Origin of the sequence: Neobacillus driksii (assembly GCF_013409995.1) — a bacterium.
GTDB lineage: Bacteria > Bacillota > Bacilli > Bacillales > Cytobacillaceae > Neobacillus > Neobacillus driksii.
Map to the genome: position 1 here is coordinate 18,785 of NZ_JACCBX010000007.1, position 25,705 is coordinate 44,489.

Genomic DNA, 25,705 nt, shown 5'->3' on the forward strand with positions numbered 1-25,705 from the left:
ATAGGTATAGGAATATATTTACTCATACGAGATTACCTAAAAAAGAAAATAGGTGATTAATATTTGGAGAAAAATCATTTCCTTTATTGGGATAATATTGATCATTTTTTTAGTCATTCATAATTCCGAAACCTTCAGGCTGCTTAGAATCGGGGACTTGGATTCAATCATCATGTCATTAAAAGATACCACGTTTTCGAAATTCTTCTTTACTTTCATCATTATGGTGATCCAAAATTCATTTACGATTATTCCTCTCATCATCATCATCACAATAAACTACGCGTTGTTCGGGTTTTTTAATGGTCTCCTCTGGAGTTGGTTAACAAGTATTATAGCTGCTGGAATTTGGTTTTTTGGAAGCCGATATTTTTTTAATGATTGGGTACAGAAAAAGACAAATCAGGAACTTTTATCAAAAATGGAGCAAAATGGGCTGCTCTTTGTTTTCCAAGCCCGAATTATTCCATTCGTACCAACAAGCTTAATTAATATTCTCAGTGGCCTAAGTTCCATTAAGTTTAAGCATTTCTTGGTTGGGACCATGTTTGGAAATCTCATATTTTTCTTTGTGTTATCATTGATCCCTGCTGGATTAATGGAAGGGAATATGGAACAAAATATCCTCCTCGGGATTGCACTAGTCCTGGTAGGATTGGTTGTCTTTTATCGTATTAGGAAAAAACAGAAAACTAGGAAACAAGTAAATTAACTCTGCAATCAATGTCGCTCTGGTCTTTTGATGACCAGAGTTTTTTATTGCTTTATTCGAATACATTCAATAAAGTAGATAGTAATTTAACCGATAGTTCGAAAATAGGTGATGAAATTGAGTATCGAAATTGTACCATTAGGTGATTCAGCAATCAGTATTTCATTTGATAATGAAATTAATGAGAGTACTCATCACCAAATCAATCACTTTTCACAAAATCTTAGACGTCTAAAAATTGATGGGGTTATCGAGTGTGTTCCAACTTATACTTCTATTACTATTTTTTATGACCCAATAAAAATAAGGTACAGCCAATTAGAAAAAATGGTTTATTCCTTGATGGAATTAGCCGTGAACTCGATACCGCTAAACCCTATCGTTTACAGGATACCGGTTTATTATGGGGGAAAGACTGGACCTGATTTACCAATTGTTGCAGCGTACCATAACATTAGTGAACAAGAAGTTATTAGCATACATTCGAACAAAGAATATTTAGTACATATGATTGGTTTTGTACCGGGTTTTCCGTACCTCGGCGGTTTAAATAAAATAATTTCAACTCCTCGTTTAGAAAAACCCAGAGCGAAGATAGCGGCAGGTTCGGTGGGAATTGGCGGCGACCAAACAGGAATTTATCCTGCTGAGGTTCCTTCGGGATGGAGAATAATTGGGATCACCCCATTAACACTATTTGACATCGAGAATGTCAAACCCTCGCTATTGTCCGCAGGAAATTATGTAACCTTTTTTCCTGTCGGATATGAAGAGTTTCTTGCTATTAAAGAACGGTCTGAATTAAAAAAGTATGAAGTTATGACTTACAAGAAGGGAGAGCAAATAACGTGAATTACATTGACCTTAATTGTGATCTTGGAGAAAGTTATGGGGTATTTAAAATTGGTAATGATAAAGAGATCTTGAAGCATATTTCATCAGCAAATATTGCCTGTGGGTACCATGCGGGGGATCATAATGTAATGATGGAAACCATACAAATGGCCAAGAAACATCAAGTTAATATTGGTGCACATCCAGGATTACCAGATATATTGGGGTTTGGGCGGAGGGGAATGAACGTAGCCCCTAGAGAAATTTACAATCTCACACTTTATCAAATCGGCGCATTGAATGCATTTACGGTGGCTGAAGGAGTAAAACTCGTCCATGTTAAACCCCATGGAGCTATGTATAATATGGCTGCTAAATCACGACTGATTGCAGACGCTTTTGCACAGGCAGTTGCAGATTTTGATTCTAGCTTAATCCTATTTGGACTGGCGGGAAGTGAATTAATTCATGCAGGAAAAGAAAAGGGTTTAGTAACGGTTCAGGAAGTATTTGCCGACCGGACCTATCAGCCAGATGGAACGTTAACTTCAAGGAATGAAAATAACAGCATCATTCATGATCTGAAATTCGCTGCAGAGCGAGTCATCCGAATGATAAAAGAAAAAAAAGTTACTGCGACAGATGGAACTGAAGTGGCTATAACGGCAGATACAGTGTGTATCCATGGTGATGAACCTGCTGCATTAGACTTTATTTTAGAATTAAAACATGCTTTAGCGAATGAAAATATAACAATAAGAAAGAGCTGGTCTGAAAGATGAGGACCCCAATCTTTAAGGTGATGAAATCCGGATTACAAACAACTGTACAAGACCTTGGAAGGTATGGATTCCGTGAATTTGGGGTCAGCCCTTCAGGGGCCATGGATTCGTATTCTTTGCAGATGGGGAATTTATTAGTTGGTAACGATTTAGGGGAGGCTGCACTTGAAGCGCCGTTTATTGGACCAGTTTTAATGGCTTTACATGATGTCTCTATTGCGATTTGCGGCGGGAATCTAACACCCAAAATAAATGGGCAGGAGGTTCCGCTTTGGAAAAGCATTGTGATCAAAAAAGGGCAAATCCTTTCGTTTGGAGAGCTAAAAGAGGGCGTAAGAACGTATATAAGCATTGCAGGTGGTATTGATGTTCCATTTGTACTTAACAGTAAATCAACGTATATAACGGGAAAATTCGGAGGTTTTGAAGGGAGAGCTTTAAAAGAAGGGGATATTCTTTTTGGAAATCCCTTTACTAGAAGAAATAGATTTTTGCAAACCCAGCTAATTCCAAAGTATACGAACAAACTAACAGTAAGAGTGATCGTTGGCCCGCATACTAGAAAATTTACTACTGCAGGACTGAAAACATTTCTAAATGAAGAATATTCCATTACTTCTCAATCCAATCGAATGGGACATCAATTAACGGGTCCCAAAATTGAACATAGCAGTACGGCAGATATTATATCTGACGCCATTCCTTTAGGTGGAATTCAAGTCCCTGCAAGCGGGCAGCCTATCATACTTATGGCTGAACACCAAACAACGGGAGGTTATTCAAGAATAGGGACTGTGATTTCTGTAGATATTCCTCTTCTTGCTCAAGCACAGCCGGGAACCAAGGTAAGATTCAAGGAGATTTCCCTGCAAAATGCCCAAGACCTTCTAATTGATAGTAGAAACAGGCTGAAATCTTTATACAGATTAACACGGTGATATCTAGTAATATGAACTTGAATTCATTTTTTAATAGATTTATGGTATAATCATAGTAATTATATTTGATTCATGAAGGCTACATAAGTTGGTAATAATAACCTAGTCAGAGAATTAGAAGTGAAGTTCATTCTCCAATTCGGTTTTTATTAATAAATTTTTTATAAGGTGTGATTTTGTGACAGAACAAGTAAACGGAATAGTACAACATCGAAAACTCCCTCTTAGTAAAAAAATCTTTCGAGCGATAGCCATTACGCTTGGAGCAATTTTAATGGCTACCGGTCTAGAGATCTTTTTAGTTCCTAACAAAGTAATTGATGGCGGGGTAACAGGTATATCGATTATGTTATCTCATCTAACCGGCCTCGAACTCGGTATCTTTCTATTCCTCTTAAACCTGCCATTTGTTTATTTAGGATACAAGCAGATGGGTAAAACCTTCGCTATTTCTACTGTCTATGGGATTATCGTTTTATCTGTGTTTACAACATTATTTCACCCAGTACCTGCCTTTACCGATGATATTCTTCTCGCAACCATTTTTGGAGGTATGATATTAGGAATTGGTGTTGGAATTGTTATTCGCTTTGGCGGTGCTTTAGATGGGACAGAAATTCTATCACTCGTCATAACCAAAAAGGTTCCATTTTCCGTTGGTCAAATTATTATGTTTATCAACCTCTTTATTTTAGGTGCAGCAGGGTTTGTGTTTAGTTTTGATCGTGCGATGTACTCCTTATTAGCATACGTAATTGCTGCAAAAGCCATTGATACAGTGGTTGAAGGTTTGGAAGAGTCCAAATCAGTTTGGATTATCAGCGATTTAGCTGAAGAAATTGGAAATGCCGTAAATGCTCGTTTAGGCCGTGGTGTAACATACCTTAAGGGCGAGGGAGCCTATACGGGTGACCATAAGAAGGTCATTTTCAGTATCATCACTCGACTAGAAGAATCGAAACTGACAACGATTGTTGAGGAAATTGATCCAAATGCCTTCTTGGCAATAGCAGACATATCCGAAGTTCGTGGCGGGCGTTTTAAGAAGAGGGATATCCATTAGTTTCATACGATTTAGAAAATCTCAGGGCGGAGTTCCTGAGATTTTTTTGTCCTCTTCCAATAGTTTTTATGTTACAGTTGATATGTAACCGATAGTTTACGAGAAAAGGATGAATTGGGATGTCAACAAACAAGACAAGAATCGAGAAGGATTTCCTAGGACAAAAAGAAATACCGGTCGATGCGTATTATGGGATACAAACGATTAGGGCGGTAGAGAATTTCCCTATCACCGGATATCGCATTCATGAGTCTCTGATTAAAGCGCTTGCAATGGTAAAAAAGGCAGCAGCCATCGCTAATATGAACACAACAAGGTTGTACAAAGACCTGGCAATTGTTATCATCAAGGCAGCGGATGAAATTATTGCAGGAAAGTGGAATGATCAATTTATCGTGGATCCGATTCAAGGCGGGGCGGGTACATCGATGAACATGAATATGAATGAAGTCATTGCTAACCGAGGACTTGAATTACTTGGTCACGCAAAAGGTGATTATTTTCATTTGAGTCCAAACACACATGTAAATATGTCACAATCTACTAATGATGTATTCCCAACTGCAATACATATTTCTACACTAACGTTATTAGAAAACTTACTGATTACAATGGATAATATGCAAAAAGTCTTTAAACAAAAAGCAGTCCAGTTTGAGAAGGTCATTAAGATGGGACGTACTCATCTTCAAGATGCAGTTCCAATCCGTCTTGGACAAGAATTTGAAGCATACTCTCGGGTGCTGACTCGTGATATTAATCGGATTAAGCATACACGGGAGCATTTATTGGAAGTGAATATGGGAGCTACTGCAGTAGGAACAGGATTAAATGCAGACCCTAAATATATTAAAGATGTGGTTAAACAGCTTGCTGAAATTAGCGGTTTCCCACTTGTAAATGCGGAGCATCTCGTGGATGCCACTCAAAATACAGACGCCTATACAGAAGTTTCAGCTGCACTTAAAGTTTGCATGATGAATATGTCAAAAATAGCAAATGACCTTCGTTTAATGGCATCAGGCCCACGCGCAGGTCTCGGAGAAATTCGTTTGCCTGCTCGTCAGCCAGGTTCGTCGATTATGCCTGGAAAAGTAAATCCAGTTATGCCTGAATTAATCAATCAGATTGCCTTTCAGGTAATTGGGAATGACCACACCATTTGTCTTGCTTCCGAGGCTGGTCAATTAGAGCTAAATGTAATGGAGCCTGTTTTAGTTTTTAACCTGCTTCAATCAATTAGTATTATGAACAATGGATTCCGTGTCTTTACTGATCATTGCTTAGTCGGCATTGAAGCAAATGAAGAGCGTTTAAAGGAATATGTGGACAAGAGTGTAGGGATTATTACTGCAGTGAATCCACACCTTGGTTATGAGGTGGCAGCACGAATTGCACGTGAAGCTGTCATTACCGGGAAATCTGTACGTGAATTATGTTTGCAATATGATGTCTTAACAGAAGAGGAATTAGATATTATTTTAAATGTCTATGAAATGACTGAGCCAGGGATTGCTGGCGAAGAACTACTAGATAGGGATTAAGAGTTATATGAGATAAAGAATAAACGTGAGAAAGGGTACCCATTGCGTTGGGGTACCCTTATTTTTTTTATAAGTCCAGTAATTCTGTTAAGGTAACCAAGTTATAACCCATTGATTTTAAAATCGGTATGACCTATCAACGGCCTCAGGAGTATTAATTCCGCCAATATGCATAAGAATGATGTCTCCGTTACTAGCTCCTGTTTGAATTCTCGAAACAATCACCTCAACAGCAGGCTGCTGCCAATCAATTGTATCAATGGTCCATTGGATGCTGTATGGATATCCCGCACCCCCAACAGCTTTTAGTGCATCTGCATTGTAGGAACCAAAAGGAAAGCGGAAATAAGGCTTTGGCGTCACCCCTGTAGCCCTTTTAATCGCTTCCTCTGCTTTGATGATATCCTGTACAAACACATTAGAATTCGTTTTTACTGCGTCGGGGTGGGAGTACGTATGGTTTCCAATATCATGTCCTTCATCTGCTATATCTTTTTGCATAACTTGGAAATTTATCTGCCCAGCTGCCAGTGAGGAAAAAAGTTGCTTTAACATTATGTTTTTTCAGTACATCCAAGATTCCGATTCCAATCGCGTCACTTCCAGCGTCAAAGGTCAGGGCAATTTCTTTTTGCTGAAGGCTGCCATTTGAGACGATAACAGATGGTGCTGTACTTTGAGGCGTTTCTTCCTTTGGCGGGTCAGCAGGTGGAGGAGGTTCCACATTTTTACCATATAACTTCAAGATTTGGCCGACAATAATTTTGTCACTTGTTAACGTATTCCATTGTTTGATTTTTTCAACCGTCAAATTCGCACGCTGTGCAATCGAGAATAAGGTGTCACCTTTTACTACCTTATATTCTACCGTACCATTGTCAGGGACAATGATTTTTTCTGGTTCTGCAGGCGGTTGATCAATTGGATTCTCGACATTTGGCTCGTCAGCATCGGGGTCTTCACTAGCAGGTTCTTCAACCTTAGGATCTTCATCTGATGGAGGATTTTCTTTATCAGGACTTCCACCATCATTTTTTACGGGAGTCTCAGTTTGGGGTGAATTGGGATTTTTATTCCCTGGCTCCGATATGTTCCAATCAAGAAAAAAGAGCATAAAAACCAATGGAAAAAAAGTTATTGCTGATAATGTAAGGTATATCCACTTCCCGCGAGACTTTTGGAAATGCGAAACGATTCCTAATCCAAAAAATAATGAAAATAACAAAACAGTTAAAATCATTAGTATTCCAGTCATTAAAATTCCCCCTTTTTAACCTAATTAGGGAGCTGAATTCAAGTGTAGAATCATTAGTGAAGGCAGCTTCAAATGGATTAGAATAGGGGGAATAAAGTAATAGGTATTTATATCTGCTTTAACTATAACATATGAAAAAAGTTAGGCAGATGACACGGGATAATAAAAAATAAAATAACCGCACAGTGATTTTCACCATGCGGTTATATATGTTATTTCTCGCTTTTCTTTTTATCGTCCTGTTTGTCACTCTTTTTATCACTTAATCCTCGGTATATCTGCGTATACATGCTTCCTTCTTTGATGTTTTCAAGGAAAAATGGACCAATAAGTTCTAAATATTCTTCATCATCAAATAGCCTTTTATTTTCTAATTCCATTTCACCTAATCCATCATAGGTAGATAGTAGTGCGTACGTATGATCTTCACCAGAAATCGGTGTAAGAATTTCAACATGATGGTTATAATTTTCATTTCTGAATTTTTTTATCTCTCTTAAATTTTCTATCGCTTCTTTAAACTTTTCTTGCTTAATAATAAACGTCTGATAAACAAAAACAGACATTAAAGCACCCCCAGAGAAATATACAAGCATACTATCTTTATAAATCTCCAGAAGGTCTGTTTATTATTCGAGATAAGCAAATTTACAATAAAGTAATGTTCGCTTTTGAACAATCCTCCAAAATTTGATCATTCCATACAGAAACCTGAACCTCGCCGATATGAACCTTTTTCAGGAAAAACATACATATTCTTGATTGTCCAATTCCTCCGCCAATGGTATAAGGCAGCTCACGGTTTAAAACAGCTTGATGGTATTCTAAGGACATTCTGTCTTCATTGTTAGAGATCTTTAATTGCTTTTTCAGCGCATCTTCATCTACACGGATCCCCATCGAAGAAACTTCGATTGCTTGTTCTAATTCAGGATACCAGAAAATAATATCACCGTTTAGGGACCAATCATCATAATCTGGAGAACGTCCATCATGTTTTTCCCCAGACAGTAACTGACCGCCAATCTGCATGATAAACACGGCACCAAATTCTTTGGCAATCCTGTCTTCTCGTTCTTTTGGTGTAAGCTCAGAGTACATGGTTTCCAGTTCCTGTGTGGTAATAAAATGAATCTCTTCAGGCAGGACAGGCGTAAGGACAGGATAAAGCTCGTGTAAGTGTTTTTCTGTGTTTTTAAAAACTTGATATATTTTTTGAACTTCTGATTTTAACGTCTCAATGTTGCGTTGTTCTTTTGAAATGATTTTCTCCCAATCCCATTGATCGACATAAATGGAATGCAAGTGATCTAAAACTTCATCTCTTCTAATGGCATTCATATCGGTATAAAGGCCAGCACCTAAGGCAAAGCCATACCGTGCTAAAGCCATCCTTTTCCATTTTGCTAATGATTGAACGATTTCTATATTAGCATTCTTAATATCAATAGCTTCAAAAGAAACCATTCTTTCCACACCATTTAAATCATCATTTAAACCTTTTCCAGATTTTAAAAGGATAGGGGCAGATACTCTTGTTAAATTTAACGCACCTGCTAAGGAACTTTCAAAGAAATCTTTCGTTTGTTTTATGGCTACTTCCGTTTGTAATAAATCTAATTTTGACGAGTAACCTTGTTTTGTAGAAAGTGAATTCGACATATTATAAAAAACCTCCAGTAAAAAAACTTAAAATGAACGATGATTATTTATACAATCAACGACATACGAAATGAATATTCTGAAATTATAGCAAAGTTACGATTGCCTTACCATAAGTTTAGAAAAAAAAATCCCTCCACCATTTACCTCGGTGAAGAGATTTTATCGCTACCTTAATTGATCCCAATCTGGGTAAGCTCCACTGCCTTGGCAGCCCGGGCATTCCACAGAGTTATAATAAGCAAATTCATTATATGGATAAACAGTAAAGCCTCTCCCATAACAATCAGGGCATTTGTCCTGATCTTTCATATGAGAAACATGATTTTGATATCTTGTTTCCCTCCACTGGTTAAAGGAGTTAATTAAACCCATTTCGTTCACCTCGCTGTTTTTAATTAGTATGTCGAAAAATGGAATATTTATGCAGGCGCAGACTCGTATGTTTTTTGCCATCAATCAAAAAATATATGTGAGGTGATAAAAATGAGTGATTGGAATGAACAAGCAGCGCCTAATAATAATATCCCTGCAAGGATTGTTAGACCTTTTGAGCGCCGTGATCAAAGTGTTAATCATGAGTTTTCAGAGGAGTTATCCGATGGCGGTGAACGTGACGAGTTTATCCAAAAACAAAAAAAGATAAAGAAATAGCGATAATAGTGGCGATAATAAAATCGTCACTTTTTTTTATTTTACAAATTTATTTTGATAGTGTAGAATTTCTATGTACCTAATAATTCTAGGTAGGTGAAAACATGTTTAATCGTGAATTGGTAAAAGGTAGTACATCCTTAATCTTGCTTCAATTACTAAATGAAAGAGATATGTACGGTTATGAATTGGTAAAGGAATTAGAACAACGAAGTGATAATGACCTAAGTGTTAAAGAGGGTACATTATATCCGGCACTGCACAAGCTTGAAAAACAAGAGTATATTGAATGCTATTGGGTTGAGCAGGAGAAGGGTCCTGCACGTAAATATTACACGATTACGGATGCGGGAAAAGAAGTCTTAAATGAAAAAACCCGTGAATGGCAGGATTTTGTGAAGGTAATGAACAAGGTAATAGGGAGACCAAAGCATGGAACGGCCGAAGAATAAGTTTTTAGAAGAACTGGATCACAGGCTTGGTAATCATGAAGATAAAAAGGGTATTCTCTTGGAATATGAAACACATATTGAAGAAATTCTTCTTGAATCCTATGGCTGTAGTAATGAAAATGAGTTAATGGAACGAATTATTTCGAGATTAGGCAGCCCTGAGGAAATAGCGTCTCTGTGGAAACAGGAACTTTCTGTTACTCCGAGTAATATGAAATGGCTTTTTATCTTAATGAATATTTTCTTTTTTGGCGGTGGGAGCCTATTGACGCTTTTTCATAATTTATTTCAGTGGAATTGGCTTTCTATGGTTTGGAGGCATTTAACGGCAATCCCATCAATAATCGCTTTCATCTACATGTTTTTTTGGGCGCTGCTCGGCTACGAAATAGGGAAAGGCTTTGGCCACGGAGGAAGAACACTGCTAAAGAAGACTTTTTTACTGTCACTTATTCCAAATCTGATGTTAATGGTCTTAACTGTATTTGAAATCATTCCCCACTCTTGGTTCGAACCGCTTTTAACGAAAACATTTATTATTGCTTGTATCATTTTGACCATCCTCTTATATCCAATTAGTTGGCTTGGATATCGGTGGGGGAGAAAGGCATCGATATAAGCAGCTTTTTTTTACCTATATACATAGTAAAACTATGTATATAGAAATTCTATGAGGAGGTATGATGGTTTATGGAATTAAAATTCGGCAAAAATGATTGGTTGTTTTTATTCATGTGTATTGTTGTAGGAATTATCGCGGAGGAAGCGTTTTTTCGAGCCGAGATTGGGATATCCTACCTGGTTTTTTTAACCGCTTTTTACGCGTTGTTTTTTTACCGTTTCCGAGGATTTTCTTACTCTCACCAGCGGTTCGGATATCTCGTCCTGATCTGTATCTGGCTTTTGGCAGCAGGCTATTTTATTAATGATAATCTTTTCTTTTATGCTTTGAATATCTTTGGGATTCCAGCTCTTGTAATATTTCATCTGGTCGTGATTACAGGCAAAAAAAATATTCGTTGGAACAAACTAGCCTTTATTTCTTACTTGTTTTCAAAATTCGTGGCTTCTTTAAAATATAATTTCGTTTTTGCATCATATATTGGAAAGTTTTTTAAACAAGGAATAGAGGAAAGTAGGTTTCAAGTGTGGAAAAAAGTAGGGATTGGCATTTTGATTTCCCTCCCAGTTTTGTTTGTCGTTTTAATGTTACTGATGTCAGCAGATACAGAATTTGAAAGACTAATGGGGGATATTCCACAGTGGTTTGACATGCTTGACGGTGAAATAGTAGCTAGAATACTTGTTGTATTGTTCTTTACCTTTGCATTCTTTAGTTTCTTGCAGACTCTTATCCAAAAACAAATCAATGCCGTTATTCATAATTCTGATAAACAATGGTTCAGAATGGACGCCATCATCACGATTACTGTCCTTGTTTTAATAAACGCCGTATATGTTCTCTTTACGGTTGTCCAATTTAAATACTTTTTTAGCGGAACATTGCAGGGCGATTTCACCTATGCAGAATATGCAAGAAAAGGATTCTTTGAATTATTATTTGTCACACTCATCAACCTTACCATTACGATTCTCGTTTTAACCTTTGTTGATCGGGCGGCAGGCTTAATTAAAAGATTTATGCAAGTCATGCTCACGGCACTTGTCTTGGCCAGTGCAGTGTTATTAAGTTCAGCTTTCTTGCGGTTAAGCATGTATGAAGAAGCCTATGGGTTTACTTTTATCCGGGTAATGGCGCACTCGTTTATGATTTTTCTTGTGGTCATTTTCATGTATACATTGATAAAAATTTGGATTGAAAAACTTTCATTATTCCACTTTTATTTTATTAGTGCCTTGCTTTATTACACTCTGATGAACGTCATTAATGTTGAGCAGATTATTGTAACAAAGAACATTGAACGCTATGAACAAAGCGGGAAAATTGATGTTCATTATTTAAATAGTTTATCTTACACAGGTATCTTGGGGTTAAACGAGTTATATGAAAAAAATCCTCAGCTTCCGGACTTAAGAAATATTTTACTAGAGAGACAGAACGAAGCAAATCTGAACACGACCCCATGGCAATCCTATAACCTAAAAAGAATTCAAGCAAATGAGGAACTAAAAAAACTACATTTGGAATAAAGGTTATTGACAGATTTGGTCGAAATAAAAGGTATAAAAAATTATTGAGGAGAAATGCATGATGAATCGCAAAGATGTATTACTCGAACAATTCCTTTGTTGTCATAAAAAGAGCCATTGGTTTGTATCGTTTGAAAAAGCAGTGGCCGGATTAACGCCTGAGCAGGCCTTATGGAAAAAATCTGATTGTGAGAATTCTATTTGGGAAATTATTAGTCATTTGGTTTTTTGGAATCAACGGTTCTTGAACCGTTTTAAAAACGGTGAAAACCCTAAATTGGAAGGTAATAATGATAGCACTTTTACCTATTTAAAAGAGTATGAATGGGAGCAGGTTTTACAAAAATTTAATCAGGTAATGACAGATTGGATAGAAACGGTTCTGAAAAGTGAAGATTCGAAGTTTGATGAATATATTAGCGAGCAATCGAAGGAAACATGGTTAGAATCATTATCTAGTATCACCCTTCATAACGCTTATCATATCGGGCAAATTGTTACGATTCGAAAAATGCAAGGTTCTTGGAGCAAGGAACAAGGAGTAAGTTAATTTAGTGCAGCCAAACCGGCTGTACTTTTTTATTGTTAAGTTTTTGCAAAATAGTTCTTTGTATCTCCAAAGTATATGGCTATTTCCTTTTTCAGGTAATATTCTAGTGATTTATGACCTGTCTATTTTTCGAATATTTTGTTAATATTTTTGATTAGAGAGACAAAATAATAATTTCAACTAGCAAGCTGCTAGAAAATCTATTAAGAGAGAGGAATTGTTACGTTGAAAGTATCAAATCCCATACAATGTCAAAGTGAAAAGCATCTAACGCAACTGGCATCAGTTGGTCAAATTGCCGCAGGTATTGCTCATGAAGTTCGTAATCCATTAACGGCTGTTAAAGGGTTTTTGCAATTGCTTGAGCATGATAGTAATCCTGAGTATATTAATATTGCTCAATTAGAATTGGAGAATGCATTAACAACATTGAATGATCTTCTTCAGGTTTCTAAACCCGATCAAGAGAATGAGGAACCCCAAACGTTTCTTATAGCAGTCGAGCTAGAATCAATCTTGAATTTATTTCAAGATAAAATATATGATATTCAAATAAATACAAGTCACTATGATACAAATACACCGATATATGGTAAAAAAAATCAGTTTAAAAAGGCATTTTTTAATCTAATTAAAAATGCATTGGAGTCAATGAATGAATCTGGTTCATTAACGATCAGGCATTTTGCTGAAGGAAATGAAGTAGTGGTATGTATTGAAGATACGGGAGTCGGAATTCCTAATGAAAAATTATCATTACTGGGTACACCGTTTTTTTCAACTAAGGACCTCGGTACGGGGATGGGATTAACCCAAGTGTTTTCTACCGTTTATCAGCATGGCGGCAGAATAAATGTCGAGAGTGAAGTGAATAAAGGAACAAAATTTACCTTAAGAATACCTGTTCGTAATGACTCGAAAAATAGAGGTGTAAAACAGTTGAATTTGACCTATGAAGAAACGTTATCCATCAAGGAATATTTCTTAGCAAATAAGGATATTTTTGAGAATAGACTACTTGAAGAAGCCATAAATGTGAAAAATAAGATTGATGAGATACATAGAATTGGAAATATTAATCTATTAAGTAACGCACATAGACTCGTGTTATTGATCGTAGAGGAACGTGAACATGAATTAATTTCTTTTGCAAAACAGGAAGGGATAGCTTGGGCAAAATACTCATTAACCATTGCATTTAAATTGGAATGGATACAAGCGATCAGAAGAACTGTGTGGGATTTTCTCTATAATTTTGATATCAATAAAAATAATGATCATTCTTCAGAGTTTTATTTTACATTGGAAAAAAACATCAATCGTCAATTTGACCAATTTTTGAATTCATTTTTTATCCAATATAGCCGGTACAAAGATGAATTGTTGGATGCACAGAGAAAACTTTTGGAGAATTTGTCTGTACCCATTATTCCCATCTCACGTGATATCAGTATCCTGCCGTTGATTGGGGCAATTGATAGTTTTAGAGCAAGTACCATTGAAGATAAATTGATCACGGAAATTGGTAACTCACATATTCATACGTTAATATTAGATCTTTCCGGTGCAGCAGTGATGGAGATTGAAGTCATTCAGCATCTTATCCGGATTATTAATGGTGTCTCGATGATGGGGTGTAAGACGGTTATAACTGGACTTCGGCCAGAAATTGTTAAGCTTGTTATTAACTCGGGGGTTACTTTTGAGCACGTCGCCGAGTTAAAGGGGACCTTACAGGTGGCGCTATCTGATTACCTAGGGGAACATAGGCTCTAAAATAAAAAGGGCAGAATGGATTCTGCCCTTTTCCGGTAACCAATGTTAATCGCCATTGAACATATCAAAAATTCCTCTTGCGATGCTGCCTTCATCTTTTCCTCCGCCGCGGTGAGGTGCAGCTGCAAAGACGCGGCTGGCAAGTCGACTAAATGGCAGGGACTGAATCCAAACCGAACCAGGACCTCTTAGTGTCGCAAAAAATAAACCCTCGCCGCCGAAAAGCGCTGTTTTTACTCCCTTAACCATTTCGATATTATATTCGACTCCACTTGTCATAGCTACTAAACATCCGGTATCCACTCTTAAGGTCTGACCTGGAAGTAGTTCCTTTTTTGTAATGGTCCCACCTGCATGAACAAAAGCAAGTCCATCTCCTTCAAGCTTTTGCATGATGAAGCCTTCGCCTCCGAAGAATCCAGCACCAATTTTTCGCTGAAATTCAATTCCAACAGAAACTCCTTTGGCTGCCGCAAGGAAAGCGTCCTTTTGGCAGATAATTTTTCCTCCGAGTTCACTTAAGTCCATTGGGATGATTTTACCAGGATAAGGTGATGCAAAGGAAACATGTTTCTTGCCATGACCTTGATTTGTAAAGGCAGTCATGAATAAGCTTTCTCCGGTAATAACCCGTTTACCGGCACTAAAGAATTTCCCCATCAGGCCGCCGCCAGAAGTACCAGGCCCATCCCCAAATATCGTTTCCATATGTATTTCATCTTCCATCATCATAAAGCTTCCTGCTTCAGCAATAACTGTTTCTTGCGGATCAAGTTCCACTTCAACAAATTGCATATCATCCCCATAAATTTTGTAATCAATTTCATGGTTATTCATGATAATATCCCTCCTAATCCTTTATAAATCTATTTTAATAGAAATAGGAAAAAAGTGCCAATTTTGGTAGGGCCCATCACATAACTTTATGTATACAATAACTCGTCTGGTCACTTAGAAGGGAATGAGAGCCCGATATCAGGTTAAAAATAAAAAAGAGGTCACTTATAAAGGCGATGAGAGCCCGAAATCTTGTTAGATATGAAAAAACGGTCACTCATGAAGACGATGAGAGCCCGAAATCTTGTTAGATATGAAAAAACGGTCACACATGAAGGCGATGAGAGCCCCTAAATCTTGTTAGATATGAAAAAACGGTCACTCATGAAGGCGATGAGAGCCCGAAATCTTGTTAGATATGAAAAAACGGTCACTCATGAAGACGATGAGAGCCCGAAATCTTATTAGAAATAAAAAAACGGTCACTCATGAAGATCATGAGTGACCGAATAACAATCCTATACATAAAAAAAGACGTCTGCATATAGCAAGACGTCTTTTTGCGTATTGAGGCGAAAAACCACACTCCACATAGTGCGCTCCATAAAGGAATGTTTCTCGACTTACACAACTCAGCTCATCGCTCAATTAATATAACACAGGAAGGGTCGATAACACAACTGGAAATTTTTTTTTTAACAAATGTCTTGATTATTAATCTGTATTACACTATATTCAAATAATCAGATATACAAATTTATAAGATAAGAAGGGTTCGTTCATATGTTTAGTGACAAGAGATTCCAACAATATTCCTTACGTAATGTACCAAAAGATGTCCTTTCAGGACTAATTGTCGGTGTTATTGCCATACCACTTGGAATGGCCTTCGCAATTGCTTCAGGGGTGAAGCCGGAATATGGAATCTACACAACAATTGTTGCCGGGATTCTCATTTCTCTTTTAGGAGGATCGAAGTATCAAATTGGCGGTCCAACAGGTGCGTTCATTCCGATTCTATTTGGAATCGTTATGACATACGGGTATGAAAATCTGTTGATTGCAGGCTTTTTAGCTGGAATCATGCTGCTCTTAATGGGAATCTTTAAACTTGGATCATTGATTAAATTCATTCCAAGGCCAGTAACGATTGGATTTACAACAGGGATAGCGATCACTATTTTTACCGGACAGATTGCTAGTTTCCTAGGGTTGACGGGTATTAAGAAACATGAGGAATTTATTAATAATGTAAAAGAAATTGTTATCAACATGAATAGTATTAACTTTTACAGCATTTTAATTGCAGTTATTTGCTTAGCTGTGATTCTTTTGACTCCTAAAATCGCTCCAAAGGTTCCTGGACCATTAATTGGGTTAATGGTTTCAACTATAATTGCAACCTTGTTCTTTCCCAATCAGGTTGCAACAATCGGCACAGCTTATGGGGAGATTCCTAGTACATTGCCAAAGCTGCAAATACCTGATTTAAACTTTGAGATGATTATAACTCTCTTAAAACCATCGTTTGTTATTGCGATGCTCGGCGGGATTGAATCATTGCTCTCAGCGGTGGTTGCTGATGGCATGACCAATAGCAAGCATAATAGCAACAAGGAACTTATAGGGCAGGGGATTGCTAATATGATTACTCCGCTTTTTGGAGGTATTCCTGCGACAGGAGCCATTGCCAGAACAGCGACGAATATAAAAAATGGTGCCGTTTCACCGTTATCTGGTATTATACACGGGGTTGTAGTTTTACTTGTGTTACTATTTTTTGCTCCGTTTGCATCTTATATTCCGCTTGCCAGCATGGCACCAATCTTAATGGTTGTGGCATGGAATATGAGTGAACGGAAGGTATTTGCACATATATTAAAAACAAAATCTACAGATTCGCTTGTTTTAGTGGTGACCTTTTTATTAACGGTTTTTGTGAATTTAACAACGGCAGTCGAAGTTGGTTTGATTATGGCGGCGGTATTATTCACGAAGAGAATGAGTGATTTGATGATTACCGCAAAGGCTTTACCAAACCCTATGCATAAACATGCAAAGGTCGTGTCGGAAATGGTATCAGAGTCACACGATTGTCCTCAAATCAGTATCTATAATGTAGAAGGTCCATTATTCTTTGGCGCAGCACAGACGTTTGAAACATCGATTATGAATACGATTAACTATCGACCAAAGATTTTGTTATTACGGATGAGCAGGGTACCATTTATGGATACGACGGGTGAGGCAAATTTGGCTAGTATTGTGTCCCATTTTTCAAAAAATGGTATAGTTATTATATCGGGAATAAACGAACAGCCTAAAAATGTTTTGGTAAGTACCGGCTTATATGAAGTGATTGGTCAGGAACATTTCTTTGAACATACTGGTGACGCCATTCAATTTGCGTTATCGCAGTTAGAGCAAAATAAATGTCTCGGCTGTAAACACTTCGTATTTAAAGAATGTAAGAGGCTTTCAGCTTCCGAAGTTTTGGATAGCAGCAAACAGAAGCTCTCGGCTACTTACTAGATAAATTAAGGAAGTGGATGGATTGAATCTTGAAATGCAGCAATTTAAAGCGGAATTCTTCAAAGCACTTGCACATCCCTTGAGGATCCGCATATTAGAGCTGTTAGCAGAAGGGGACAAAAATGTAAACGAAATTCAAACCCTGGTTGGCAGTGAAGGTTCTGCTGTTTCACAGCAGTTAACTATACTAAGAGCAAAGAATATTGTCTCTGGTACAAAGGAAGGAAACAAAGTCATATATACGCTTAAAGACCCCATGATAGTCGAACTTTTAGCAGTAGCTCGTCAGATTTTTAATAATCATTTAGTTGACACGATTACTATATTAGATAAGTTTAGAGACGAGGATGAAGAAGTCATGACCACGCCGAAGAAATAACATTCTCGGCGTTTTTATGTTAATTTTAAGGTTTAGAATTACTCATTAAAGATGTCTTCAAAGATATTAAATGTAAAATTGGCAAGATTGATAGAAACCAGGTTTTGGTTACGAATCCGAACAGAAATCATCATGAAAAGTAAGGTGAAAATATAGTGAGATTGCCTTGTAAACCTCGAATTTTGTAGGCTTTTGTCTATAGTACTTTATTGACGTTCACCTGAAAAAATGTTAAATTTTAGACAGCCGTTGCACGAGATTAGATTTATGTAACAAAGCTTGTTCAAGTTTTAACTGAAGTTTGGATAAGAAAGTGGAAGTAAAGCTATCACGTTGTAATTTGGTGAATTTTACACATGGCTTAATCTAAGCCAATAGGAGGATTTTTTTACATGAAAAACGGTAAAGTAAAATGGTTCAACTCTGAAAAAGGTTTCGGATTTATCGAAGCTGAAGACGGAAACGACGTATTCGTTCACTATTCCGCTATCCAAACAGAAGGTTTCAAAACTTTAGAAGAAGGTCAAGAAGTATCTTTCGAAGTTGTTGAAGGTGCTCGTGGACCACAAGCTGCTAACGTAACTAAAAAGTAATTTATGAAGCCAATGATTTAACAGCCCGACCAAAGCGTCGGGCTGTTTTTTGCGTTTAAACCAAAAAAACTCCGCCCAGTATTACCTGTTATTTCTATGATTTCCAACCTCGCAAAAGATGGTATTTTGCTATAATAGTAGTATTGAGAAAAAAGATTCGTGAAGAGAAACAATTCTGCCAATAAAACTATTAAACAAAAAAGGGGACAAGTCTAATGAAGTTTTTCCATACTGCTGACTGGCACTTAGGTAAGTTGGTTCAAAATGTGTATATGACGGAAGATCAGCGCCATGTTCTTCAGGAATTCGTCAAAGCTATTGAAGAAGAAAAGCCAGATGCAGTGATTATTGCTGGTGATTTGTATGATCGCGGGGTACCCCCAACAGAGGCTGTGAATTTATTAGACGAAGTTCTTGAGACGATTGTATTGAAACTGAACACACCTGTATTGGCTATTGCAGGGAATCATGATAGTCCAAGCCGTCTTCATTTTGGCAGCAAGATGATGAAGTCGAACGGATATCATATGGTAGGTCAGATATCCAAGGACCTAGACCCGGTTGTGCTTAGGGATGAGTATGGAGAGGTACATTTTCATTTAATACCCTATGCAGACCCAAGTGTAATTCGATACGTGTTTGAAGATGAGGAAATTAAGACTCATAATGATGCGATGAAAAAAATTACAGATGAGATTGCAGCGAAAATGGATCCCAATGTCCGACACGTTTTTGTGGGACATGCGTTTGTAACCCCAACGGGAGAAAAAGAGGACAATACTAGCCAATCGGAACGTCCACTCTCGATTGGCGGGGCGGAGCATGTTAGTGCAGCACATTTTGAAAAATTTCACTATACGGCATTAGGTCATCTGCACCAAGCCCATTTTGTTTTGAATGAAACAATCAATTATGCAGGTTCACCACTTAAATATTCCATTTCAGAGGAAAAGCATAAGAAAGGATTCTTTGTCGTGGAAATGGATGGTACTGGTAAGGTTACACTTGAAAAACGTTTACTAAAACCCGCTCGTGATATGAGAACGGTTGAAGCGAAAATGGAAGAGCTGTTAAAGCAACCTACGAATGAAGATTATGTATTTGTTCGGTTATTAGATGAAACCCCAATACTTATGCCGATGGAGAAAGTTCGTTCCGTTTATCCAAATGCGATGCATGTCGAACGTGTAATCAAAACTCCTATCGAAACTGATGGTGCAAGTACGAAAAAAGTAGCTAGAACAAAAATGGACGATCTATCCCTATTTAAAGCTTTTTACCAGGAAGTAAAAGGAACAGCTTTAAATGAGGAAGCAGAAACGATTTTCTTAGGAGTCCTTCAGGAGCTTCTACTAAAGGATAGTGAACAGCCTGTTAAACCTTCGAAAGAAATGGTTACAGTCGCAACCAATCAGAAAGAGTAGGGAGAGTAAACGATGAGACCGCTAAAAATAACAATTACCGCTTTTGGACCATATAGGGACCGTGAAGTCATTGATTTTACAGAACTAAAAGATAACCGATTATTTGTTGTTTCAGGTAATACAGGTGCAGGTAAGACAACAATTTTTGATGCGATTTGTTTTGCTCTTTATGGATCAGCTAGTGGGGAGGACCGCAGTGATTCGAAGATGATGCGGAGTGATTTCGCCTCGGATGATGTTCATACTTCAGTAGAGCTAGAGTTTGAGCTTCACAACAAGCAGTATAGGATTAAAAGACAACTGCCCCATGTTAAAAAAGGCAACAAGGGTGCCACAGGGGAGCAATATGAGTTTTTTGAAAAAACGGGAGACGGTGAAATCCCATGCGTGGATCGACAAATCGTATCGGAGATTAATAAGAAGGTAGAAGAGATTGTTGGGCTAACACAGGATCAGTTTAGTCAAATTGTCATGCTTCCGCAAGGAGAGTTCCGAAAGTTATTAACTTCACAAACAGAAAACAAAGAAGAAATTCTTAGGAAAATCTTTAAAACTGAGCCTTATAAGTGGATTAGTGAACGCCTGCGCGAACAAAAAAAGGCTGCCGAGGATGAGTATAAAAGAGAAGCTTCAATGATTGAGCGCTATATAAAAGATATCCAAGCTGCAATACCGATACGCGAGCAGTCAAAGCTTGCTGAAGTGTTTTCTCAGTCCCAATATAATACACATCAAATTGTCGAAGGCTTAGATGTTGAAACGGACTACTATTTAATGGAAATGACGATAAATAAGAAACGTTCTGAGAAAGCAGAAGAAGAATATAACCAAAAACTTGAGGACTATCATCATTCAAAATCGTTAAATGAGCGGTTCTTAGAGCTCGATGAAAAAGAAGCAAAGCTTGAAAAATCCTCTCTACTGATTCCAAGCTTTAAGGAAAAGGAAATTCAATTTGAAAAAGCAGAACGAGCTAGTAAAATAGTAGCCTATGAAAACCAGGTTAACGAATGGCGTACGGATGAAAGGGCAAAAAAACAGGCTCTGCAAGAGGCTGAAATTGCATTAGAAAAAGCAAGAGTAAATCGTGAGAAGGCACAAACCGTTTACGATATAGAAGAGCAGCGGAAAGGGGAGCGGGAGGAAAGTGTCCGCACTGTTGATCGCTTGTATGAATACTTACCAATTGTGCAAGAGATTGATACTAAAAACTCGGAGCTATTAAGAATAGATTCTCAGGTGCAAAAGTTAGCTGAAGACCTTGAGGTTAATAAACTTTATATAAGTGCCAAAAATATAGAAAAAGAAAAGATTTCTACTGATATTAAAAAGATAGAGAAGCTAATTGATGAATTACCAACGAAACAGGTAACCTTACTTGAATTGAGAGAACAAGTAGGAGTCATCAAAGATTATTTAAAGTACTTCCAAGATCAAATAAAACTACAACATGATTACACTGTAAAGCGCGAGGGTTATTTAGCAATTAAAGAACAATACGAAAAACTTGAAGAATCATGGATTAGCGGGCAAGCAAGTATTCTTGCCATGCACTTGCATGATGGGAAGCCATGCCCTGTTTGCGGCAGCCCAGAGCATCCTCACAAAGCTGATGGACAGGACGCGGTTCCTACTAAGGAAGCACTAGATGCAGTGAAGAAGGATTTAGACCATTCGAATAATTTGTATCGCGACGCAGCTGCCAGATTCAACACCAATAAAGAACAGCTTGAAGGCAAAGCCAAAGAAGTTGGTACCATCGGGTATCAGGTTGAGGATGCCGATAATATATATAATCGTATCGTTAAAGAGGGACAAGAACTTAGGAAAGAAGTAGATGGTTTACTAAAGGAAAAGGAAAAGCTAACAACTTTGAAGAAGTCCCTTGAGACCACGGAGAATGTGCTAAAACAAATGGAGGGCACAAGAGAAAAACTCTCTTTAGCTCATCAAGAAAAGGTAACGTTATTTGTTAGGGAAAAAGCTATATATGACGAAAAGGTTGGCCGAATTCCAGATGAAATACGAAATCTAGCTACGTTACAAAAGCAAATCATTGAAGCACAAAATCGAAAAGAAAAGCTTGAGAGAGATTGGAATTCTGCCCAAAGGCAGTTACAAGATTCAAAAGAAGCAGAGACTCAAGCATTTACCTATTATGCTAGTGCCCTTGCGCAGCTACAAGAAAGTAAAGAGAAAAAGGAACGCTCAGAAACCCAATTCATCTCCGAATGGCAAAAGGCTCAATTTGTCTCGGAGGAAGATTATTTAAGTGCAAAATTGCCGGATTCAGCTCGAAAGCAATTAAAAGATTCTATTGACGATTTTAATAAAAATATTGAAACACTAAAAGCCCAAATCTGCGAGCTTAAAGAGGAATTGAAGGATAAGACAAAGGCAGATTTGGACCTGTTAACGAACGAATTAACCAGTAAGAAAACTGAACGCGACATAGCCCTTAAAGCATTAAGTGATTCTGAAGGCTATCAAAATAAGGTATTAGACTTAAGGAGAAAGATACTAAATACGGAAGTAACGGTAGCGGCCTTAGAAAAGAAAATGAATATGATAACAGATTTATTTGATGTAGTTAGAGGACAAAATGGCAGTAAAATATCATTTGAACGGTACTTGCAAATTGAATATCTGGAGCAAATTATTATAGCAGCCAACGAGCGGCTAAAGCGGCTGTCAAACGGTCAATTTATTTTGGAACGCAGTGAACGTCAAGAAGCTCGCGGGAGACAAAGTGGACTTGGTCTTGACGTGTTTGACGCGTACACAGGTCAAACGCGAGATGTAAAAACCTTGTCAGGGGGAGAGAAGTTTAATGCTTCATTATGCCTTGCCCTTGGAATGGCCGATGTAATTCAAAGCTTCCAGGGTGGAGTTTCGATTGATACGATGTTTATCGATGAAGGATTTGGTTCATTAGATGAAGAATCACTGAATAAAGCAATCGACACATTAATTGACCTGCAGCAATCTGGGCGTATGATTGGAGTTATCTCCCACGTCCAAGAATTGAAAAATGCAATACCAGCTATACTAGAAGTAAAAAAGACTAGGGAAGGCTATAGCCGGACAGAGTTTGTTATCGATTAGCTTCTTACTAAAAAAATGAGTGCCCTTTCCTTATACCAAAAGGAGATGGGCACTCATTTTTTTGAACCTAAATAGCTTTGAAGTTTGGAAAAGGATATTGTGCTTCTGCAAGGGTAGATAGATTTGTAAGTTCAGCGACAGCACCAATTTGGTTCCATATCGCCATTACTTTATTTGATTGATGTGCTTGATCAATTGCCTCACTAGACTTCCATTCTGCAATTTCAATAATTGTTCCGTCCTCAGCTTGCAGCGTTAGTAATTCACGTTCGGTTATCAAGCCCTCCTCACGAAGGACCGGGATATGTATTTTAAGGATTTCTTTTAATTCATTCTCTTTTCCGGGTTTCGGACGATACAAAGCCATAAAAACTAACGCAGACATGATATAGCCTCCTAAATTTGATAGTCATTATGATGATAACCGTAAATAAGTATTGTCGTCAATATATCCTAAATATTACTAAAAAGATTAATTTATGGAGGTGTATGAATGATTTAGCTTATTAGGTTAAAGCTAATTATATAGATAAAAGAGGCTATGGTAAATTAGGAGAGATATACCCATGATTGTAACCTTTTATTTTTTCATTAGCTGGGTCCTTATTGGGCTGTTTTTATTTAACAGAATTCACCGGCATGCCTCTGTTAAAGAGGTCACACTTCTTTTTTTACTATGCTGTCTTATTAATACTAATACCTATATTGGATTGTTCGATACGTTTAAGTGGATGAAAACCACAACGGATACAGATTTATATATTGCCACTCTTATTTTTAAGAATGTATTTGTTCCATTATTAATGTGTTGCTTCACCTTACTAATTTATCGAAGCCCTTGGAATAAAAAAATACAATTCTTTTCACTATTTAGCTTTATTACAGTATCGAGTGATTTAATAAACGAATACAAAGGTATGTACACCTTTAAACAATGGAATATTTTTTATACTTTTTTATACTTTTCAATATTTTTGTTGGTTCTATTATTAACCTTGAAATGGTATAGAGGTCTCGATCCATGTTCAAGGGGTGAAAAAAATGTCGTGGACTGAGTCTGGATTTGGTTTTAATGATTATTGTCTACTCGGTTTTATTATCATCGCTTGGGGTGTTTTTTTCTTTCTTCCAAAAGTATTTTCTAAACAATTTACAGTACTAATCTTTCTGTATAGTTTAATTGTTCCTAGTATTATTGATAACTCGTTCGGAATTGCCCCATTTGATTATTATGATATTATGGATGGTCCACAATATACAGGTATGGATCTAGTTTTATATCTCCTTTATCCACCATATGGCTATATTTTTCTTTATTTTTATAAAAAGCTCTGTAAAAGCGATAAATATATTGTCCTTTTTATATCCGTTGCAACACTCGTTTCCTTTTGCTTTGAATGGCTAAATCATAAGATTGGGATATTCCATTATAAGCATGGATATCAAATCATTTACTCAATTTGTTTTTATCTTATCACTCAAACCATTCTGATTGTGTATTATCGAATAGTTGAATTAAAGCATTAAAAAACCAGAAAAAAATTCTGGTTTTTTATTTTGAACCATAGCACATTACTAGCCTCATGGAGCGAAATGAATGTTGAGGATTGGTGAAATGAAAAGCAGGAAATTGCGGATGATTGTCAAATATGTAAGTAAACTAGTCGTTTTAAAGGAGTGGGAAGGATGCTGCGGAACACTGCAGGAATTGATGCTGGCGGTTCATTGATCAAAATGGTTTATCAGGAAAATGGAAGAATGCACTTTAAAAAATTCCCCATAAACGAGCATGATTCAGCGATTTCATGGCTAAAATTGTCTGTTCCATCCTTAACAGTTTCATTAACTGGTGGAAAATCGAGTATCATACAAAAAAAGTATTTTCCCGAGAGTGTGATCATACCTGAGTTCCAAGCAACCTGTGAGGGTACACGTTTTTTATTAGAGGCTGAAAATAAGAGTATTGGAGATAACTATTTAATCGTAAACATTGGAACCGGAACCTCTTGGCATGTAGTGAAAGGTGACAAGGTAGAGCGGATTCTTGGCAGTGGAATTGGCGGGGGGACGTTTACGGGTCTTGGATCACTATTAACAAAAGTACGGGGCTATCGTCAACTCACATGCCTCTCGGAAGAAGGAAATAAAAATAATGTAGATTTAATGGTAAAAGACATATATGAATCAGCTGAAAGTCCCGTTAACGGTGAATTAACAGCAGCAAATTTTGCAAAGGGTATTCGAATGAATCCTTCAGAAGCAGACCGAATGGCTTCGCTCTCCAATATGATAGCAGAAACCATCGTGTTGTTAACTTCGCAGGCAGCAACTATTCATCAGATTAAAAGCGCTGTCATCATTGGAAGTGCCACTGCTGGTAATAAACCATTAAGACATGCTCTTGAGTCTTATTTGGGTATGGTAAGAGTAACACCGGTGTTTTTAGAAAAAGGAGAATACTGCGGTGCAATTGGCGCTCATCTATCTGTCTAAAAATGTTCTCTTGAACTATTAGTTCGTTA

27 protein-coding genes are annotated in these 25,705 nt (G+C 37.3%); 20 read left to right on the plus strand and 7 right to left on the minus strand.

Features of this window, described 5'->3' with window-relative positions; translation table 11 throughout:
• Positions 1-97: 97 nt before the first annotated feature.
• The 6 genes from F4694_RS16200 (at position 98) to aspA (ending at position 5,873) form a co-directional block, all read left to right on the plus strand.
• A complete protein-coding gene (locus F4694_RS16200; RefSeq protein ID WP_218895696.1) occupies positions 98-712 on the plus strand; it encodes a TVP38/TMEM64 family protein in 615 nt (204 codons plus the stop codon).
• Positions 713-829: 117 nt separating this feature from the next.
• Positions 830-1,564, plus strand: coding sequence for a 5-oxoprolinase subunit PxpB (pxpB, locus tag F4694_RS16205; protein WP_257029269.1), 735 nt, complete (start codon positions 830-832; stop codon positions 1,562-1,564).
• Positions 1,561-2,328 (plus strand): LamB/YcsF family protein, encoded by a 768-nt coding sequence (locus F4694_RS16210; RefSeq protein ID WP_179599803.1) that lies wholly within the window; start codon positions 1,561-1,563, stop codon positions 2,326-2,328. The genes pxpB and F4694_RS16210 overlap by 4 nt, the downstream gene beginning before the upstream one ends.
• A 20-nt stretch (positions 2,329-2,348) precedes the next feature.
• On the plus strand, positions 2,349-3,266 hold the full coding sequence (locus F4694_RS16215) for a 5-oxoprolinase subunit C family protein (RefSeq protein WP_257029270.1): 918 nt from the start codon (positions 2,349-2,351) through the stop codon (positions 3,264-3,266).
• 178 nt (positions 3,267-3,444) lie between these two features.
• Positions 3,445-4,329, plus strand: coding sequence for a YitT family protein (locus F4694_RS16220; protein ID WP_179599807.1), 885 nt, complete (start codon positions 3,445-3,447; stop codon positions 4,327-4,329).
• A gap of 119 nt (positions 4,330-4,448) precedes the next feature.
• On the plus strand, positions 4,449-5,873 hold the full coding sequence (gene aspA, locus F4694_RS16225; RefSeq protein ID WP_179599809.1) for an aspartate ammonia-lyase: 1,425 nt from the start codon (positions 4,449-4,451) through the stop codon (positions 5,871-5,873).
• A 117-nt stretch (positions 5,874-5,990) separates the two neighbouring features.
• On the opposite strand, the gene F4694_RS16230 is transcribed toward aspA, so the two are convergent.
• The 5 genes from F4694_RS16230 to F4694_RS16250 form a co-directional block, all read right to left on the minus strand.
• Complete coding sequence (locus tag F4694_RS16230; RefSeq protein ID WP_179599811.1) at positions 5,991-6,374, minus strand: polysaccharide deacetylase family protein; 384 nt, start codon at positions 6,372-6,374, stop codon at positions 5,991-5,993.
• A complete protein-coding gene (locus F4694_RS16235; RefSeq protein ID WP_179599813.1) occupies positions 6,352-7,128 on the minus strand; it encodes a LysM peptidoglycan-binding domain-containing protein in 777 nt (258 codons plus the stop codon). The genes F4694_RS16230 and F4694_RS16235 overlap by 23 nt, the downstream gene beginning before the upstream one ends.
• A gap of 212 nt (positions 7,129-7,340) precedes the next feature.
• A complete protein-coding gene (locus F4694_RS16240) occupies positions 7,341-7,694 on the minus strand; it encodes a hypothetical protein (RefSeq protein ID WP_179599815.1) in 354 nt (117 codons plus the stop codon).
• 82 nt (positions 7,695-7,776) lie between these two features.
• Positions 7,777-8,790, minus strand: a complete 1,014-nt coding sequence (gene asnA / locus F4694_RS16245) for an aspartate--ammonia ligase (protein ID WP_179599817.1) — start codon at positions 8,788-8,790, stop codon at positions 7,777-7,779.
• A gap of 168 nt (positions 8,791-8,958) precedes the next feature.
• A complete protein-coding gene (locus tag F4694_RS16250; RefSeq protein WP_179599819.1) occupies positions 8,959-9,165 on the minus strand; it encodes a methionine aminopeptidase in 207 nt (68 codons plus the stop codon).
• A 111-nt stretch (positions 9,166-9,276) separates the two neighbouring features.
• Between F4694_RS16250 and F4694_RS16255 the strand changes: the two genes are divergently transcribed.
• The 6 genes from F4694_RS16255 to F4694_RS16280 all read left to right on the plus strand — a co-directional run bounded on the left by F4694_RS16255 (position 9,277) and on the right by F4694_RS16280 (position 14,373).
• A complete protein-coding gene (locus F4694_RS16255; RefSeq protein WP_179599821.1) occupies positions 9,277-9,444 on the plus strand; it encodes a hypothetical protein in 168 nt (55 codons plus the stop codon).
• 104 nt (positions 9,445-9,548) lie between these two features.
• Positions 9,549-9,896, plus strand: a complete 348-nt coding sequence (locus F4694_RS16260) for a PadR family transcriptional regulator (RefSeq protein ID WP_179599823.1) — start codon at positions 9,549-9,551, stop codon at positions 9,894-9,896.
• The gene (locus F4694_RS16265) at positions 9,877-10,515 is read left to right on the plus strand and encodes an HAAS signaling domain-containing protein (RefSeq protein ID WP_179599825.1); all 639 of its coding nucleotides are present in this window, start codon (positions 9,877-9,879) and stop codon (positions 10,513-10,515) included. Before F4694_RS16260 ends, F4694_RS16265 begins: the two co-directional genes overlap by 20 nt.
• A 71-nt stretch (positions 10,516-10,586) precedes the next feature.
• Positions 10,587-12,047, plus strand: coding sequence for a DUF4153 domain-containing protein (locus tag F4694_RS16270; RefSeq protein WP_179599827.1), 1,461 nt, complete (start codon positions 10,587-10,589; stop codon positions 12,045-12,047).
• 58 nt (positions 12,048-12,105) lie between these two features.
• On the plus strand, positions 12,106-12,597 hold the full coding sequence (locus tag F4694_RS16275) for a DinB family protein (protein ID WP_179599829.1): 492 nt from the start codon (positions 12,106-12,108) through the stop codon (positions 12,595-12,597).
• Positions 12,598-12,822: 225 nt separating this feature from the next.
• The gene (locus tag F4694_RS16280; protein ID WP_218895697.1) at positions 12,823-14,373 is read left to right on the plus strand and encodes an ATP-binding protein; all 1,551 of its coding nucleotides are present in this window, start codon (positions 12,823-12,825) and stop codon (positions 14,371-14,373) included.
• 45 nt (positions 14,374-14,418) lie between these two features.
• On the opposite strand, the gene F4694_RS16285 is transcribed toward F4694_RS16280, so the two are convergent.
• Positions 14,419-15,210, minus strand: coding sequence for a TIGR00266 family protein (locus F4694_RS16285; protein ID WP_179599831.1), 792 nt, complete (start codon positions 15,208-15,210; stop codon positions 14,419-14,421).
• A 723-nt stretch (positions 15,211-15,933) separates the two neighbouring features.
• On the opposite strand from F4694_RS16285, the gene F4694_RS16290 reads away from it, so the two are divergent.
• From F4694_RS16290 to F4694_RS16310, 5 genes are all read left to right on the plus strand, one after another.
• Positions 15,934-17,682 (plus strand): SulP family inorganic anion transporter, encoded by a 1,749-nt coding sequence (locus F4694_RS16290; RefSeq protein WP_179599833.1) that lies wholly within the window; start codon positions 15,934-15,936, stop codon positions 17,680-17,682.
• A gap of 22 nt (positions 17,683-17,704) precedes the next feature.
• Complete coding sequence (locus tag F4694_RS16295; protein WP_179599835.1) at positions 17,705-18,061, plus strand: ArsR/SmtB family transcription factor; 357 nt, start codon at positions 17,705-17,707, stop codon at positions 18,059-18,061.
• Positions 18,062-18,453: 392 nt separating this feature from the next.
• Entirely contained in the window at positions 18,454-18,654 is a 201-nt protein-coding gene (locus F4694_RS16300) for a cold-shock protein (RefSeq protein ID WP_007083969.1), read from the plus strand.
• Positions 18,655-18,869: 215 nt separating this feature from the next.
• Positions 18,870-20,078, plus strand: coding sequence for an exonuclease SbcCD subunit D (locus tag F4694_RS16305; protein WP_179599837.1), 1,209 nt, complete (start codon positions 18,870-18,872; stop codon positions 20,076-20,078).
• A gap of 12 nt (positions 20,079-20,090) precedes the next feature.
• Complete coding sequence (locus F4694_RS16310) at positions 20,091-23,183, plus strand: AAA family ATPase (RefSeq protein ID WP_179599839.1); 3,093 nt, start codon at positions 20,091-20,093, stop codon at positions 23,181-23,183.
• 67 nt (positions 23,184-23,250) lie between these two features.
• Here the strand turns inward: F4694_RS16310 and F4694_RS16315 are convergent, their stop codons facing one another.
• Entirely contained in the window at positions 23,251-23,568 is a 318-nt protein-coding gene (locus F4694_RS16315; protein WP_179599841.1) for an antibiotic biosynthesis monooxygenase, read from the minus strand.
• Between the two features lie 656 nt (positions 23,569-24,224).
• Between F4694_RS16315 and F4694_RS16320 the strand changes: the two genes are divergently transcribed.
• The 3 genes from F4694_RS16320 (at position 24,225) to coaW (ending at position 25,676) form a co-directional block, all read left to right on the plus strand.
• The gene (locus tag F4694_RS16320; RefSeq protein WP_179599843.1) at positions 24,225-24,710 is read left to right on the plus strand and encodes a hypothetical protein; all 486 of its coding nucleotides are present in this window, start codon (positions 24,225-24,227) and stop codon (positions 24,708-24,710) included.
• Positions 24,711-24,780: 70 nt separating this feature from the next.
• A complete protein-coding gene (locus F4694_RS32225) occupies positions 24,781-24,912 on the plus strand; it encodes a hypothetical protein (RefSeq protein WP_257029271.1) in 132 nt (43 codons plus the stop codon).
• Positions 24,870-25,676, plus strand: coding sequence for a type II pantothenate kinase (coaW, locus tag F4694_RS16325; protein ID WP_179599845.1), 807 nt, complete (start codon positions 24,870-24,872; stop codon positions 25,674-25,676). Before F4694_RS32225 ends, coaW begins: the two co-directional genes overlap by 43 nt.
• Positions 25,677-25,705: the final 29 nt, after the last annotated feature.

Bases quoted from the DNA above. Each gene is read 5' to 3' on its own strand.
- F4694_RS16265 (WP_179599825.1), top strand. From the start codon at position 9,877: ATGGAACGGCCGAAGAATAAGTTTTTAGAAGAACTGGATCACAGGCTT.
- aspA (WP_179599809.1), top strand. From the start codon at position 4,449: ATGTCAACAAACAAGACAAGAATCGAGAAGGATTTCCTAGGACAAAAA.
- F4694_RS16320 (WP_179599843.1), top strand. From the start codon at position 24,225: ATGTCGTGGACTGAGTCTGGATTTGGTTTTAATGATTATTGTCTACTC.
- F4694_RS16235 (WP_179599813.1), bottom strand. From the start codon at position 7,128: ATGACTGGAATACTAATGATTTTAACTGTTTTGTTATTTTCATTATTT.
- F4694_RS16260 (WP_179599823.1), top strand. From the start codon at position 9,549: ATGTTTAATCGTGAATTGGTAAAAGGTAGTACATCCTTAATCTTGCTT.
- F4694_RS16300 (WP_007083969.1), top strand. From the start codon at position 18,454: ATGAAAAACGGTAAAGTAAAATGGTTCAACTCTGAAAAAGGTTTCGGA.
- F4694_RS16270 (WP_179599827.1), top strand. From the start codon at position 10,587: ATGGAATTAAAATTCGGCAAAAATGATTGGTTGTTTTTATTCATGTGT.
- F4694_RS16215 (WP_257029270.1), top strand. From the start codon at position 2,349: ATGAAATCCGGATTACAAACAACTGTACAAGACCTTGGAAGGTATGGA.
- F4694_RS32225 (WP_257029271.1), top strand. From the start codon at position 24,781: ATGTTGAGGATTGGTGAAATGAAAAGCAGGAAATTGCGGATGATTGTC.
- F4694_RS16255 (WP_179599821.1), top strand. From the start codon at position 9,277: ATGAGTGATTGGAATGAACAAGCAGCGCCTAATAATAATATCCCTGCA.
- F4694_RS16310 (WP_179599839.1), top strand. From the start codon at position 20,091: ATGAGACCGCTAAAAATAACAATTACCGCTTTTGGACCATATAGGGAC.
- F4694_RS16285 (WP_179599831.1), bottom strand. From the start codon at position 15,210: ATGAATAACCATGAAATTGATTACAAAATTTATGGGGATGATATGCAA.
- F4694_RS16315 (WP_179599841.1), bottom strand. From the start codon at position 23,568: ATGTCTGCGTTAGTTTTTATGGCTTTGTATCGTCCGAAACCCGGAAAA.
- F4694_RS16230 (WP_179599811.1), bottom strand. From the start codon at position 6,374: ATGCAAAAAGATATAGCAGATGAAGGACATGATATTGGAAACCATACG.
- asnA (WP_179599817.1), bottom strand. From the start codon at position 8,790: ATGTCGAATTCACTTTCTACAAAACAAGGTTACTCGTCAAAATTAGAT.
- F4694_RS16240 (WP_179599815.1), bottom strand. From the start codon at position 7,694: ATGTCTGTTTTTGTTTATCAGACGTTTATTATTAAGCAAGAAAAGTTT.
- F4694_RS16250 (WP_179599819.1), bottom strand. From the start codon at position 9,165: ATGGGTTTAATTAACTCCTTTAACCAGTGGAGGGAAACAAGATATCAA.
- F4694_RS16290 (WP_179599833.1), top strand. From the start codon at position 15,934: ATGTTTAGTGACAAGAGATTCCAACAATATTCCTTACGTAATGTACCA.
- F4694_RS16275 (WP_179599829.1), top strand. From the start codon at position 12,106: ATGATGAATCGCAAAGATGTATTACTCGAACAATTCCTTTGTTGTCAT.
- coaW (WP_179599845.1), top strand. From the start codon at position 24,870: ATGCTGCGGAACACTGCAGGAATTGATGCTGGCGGTTCATTGATCAAA.
- F4694_RS16305 (WP_179599837.1), top strand. From the start codon at position 18,870: ATGAAGTTTTTCCATACTGCTGACTGGCACTTAGGTAAGTTGGTTCAA.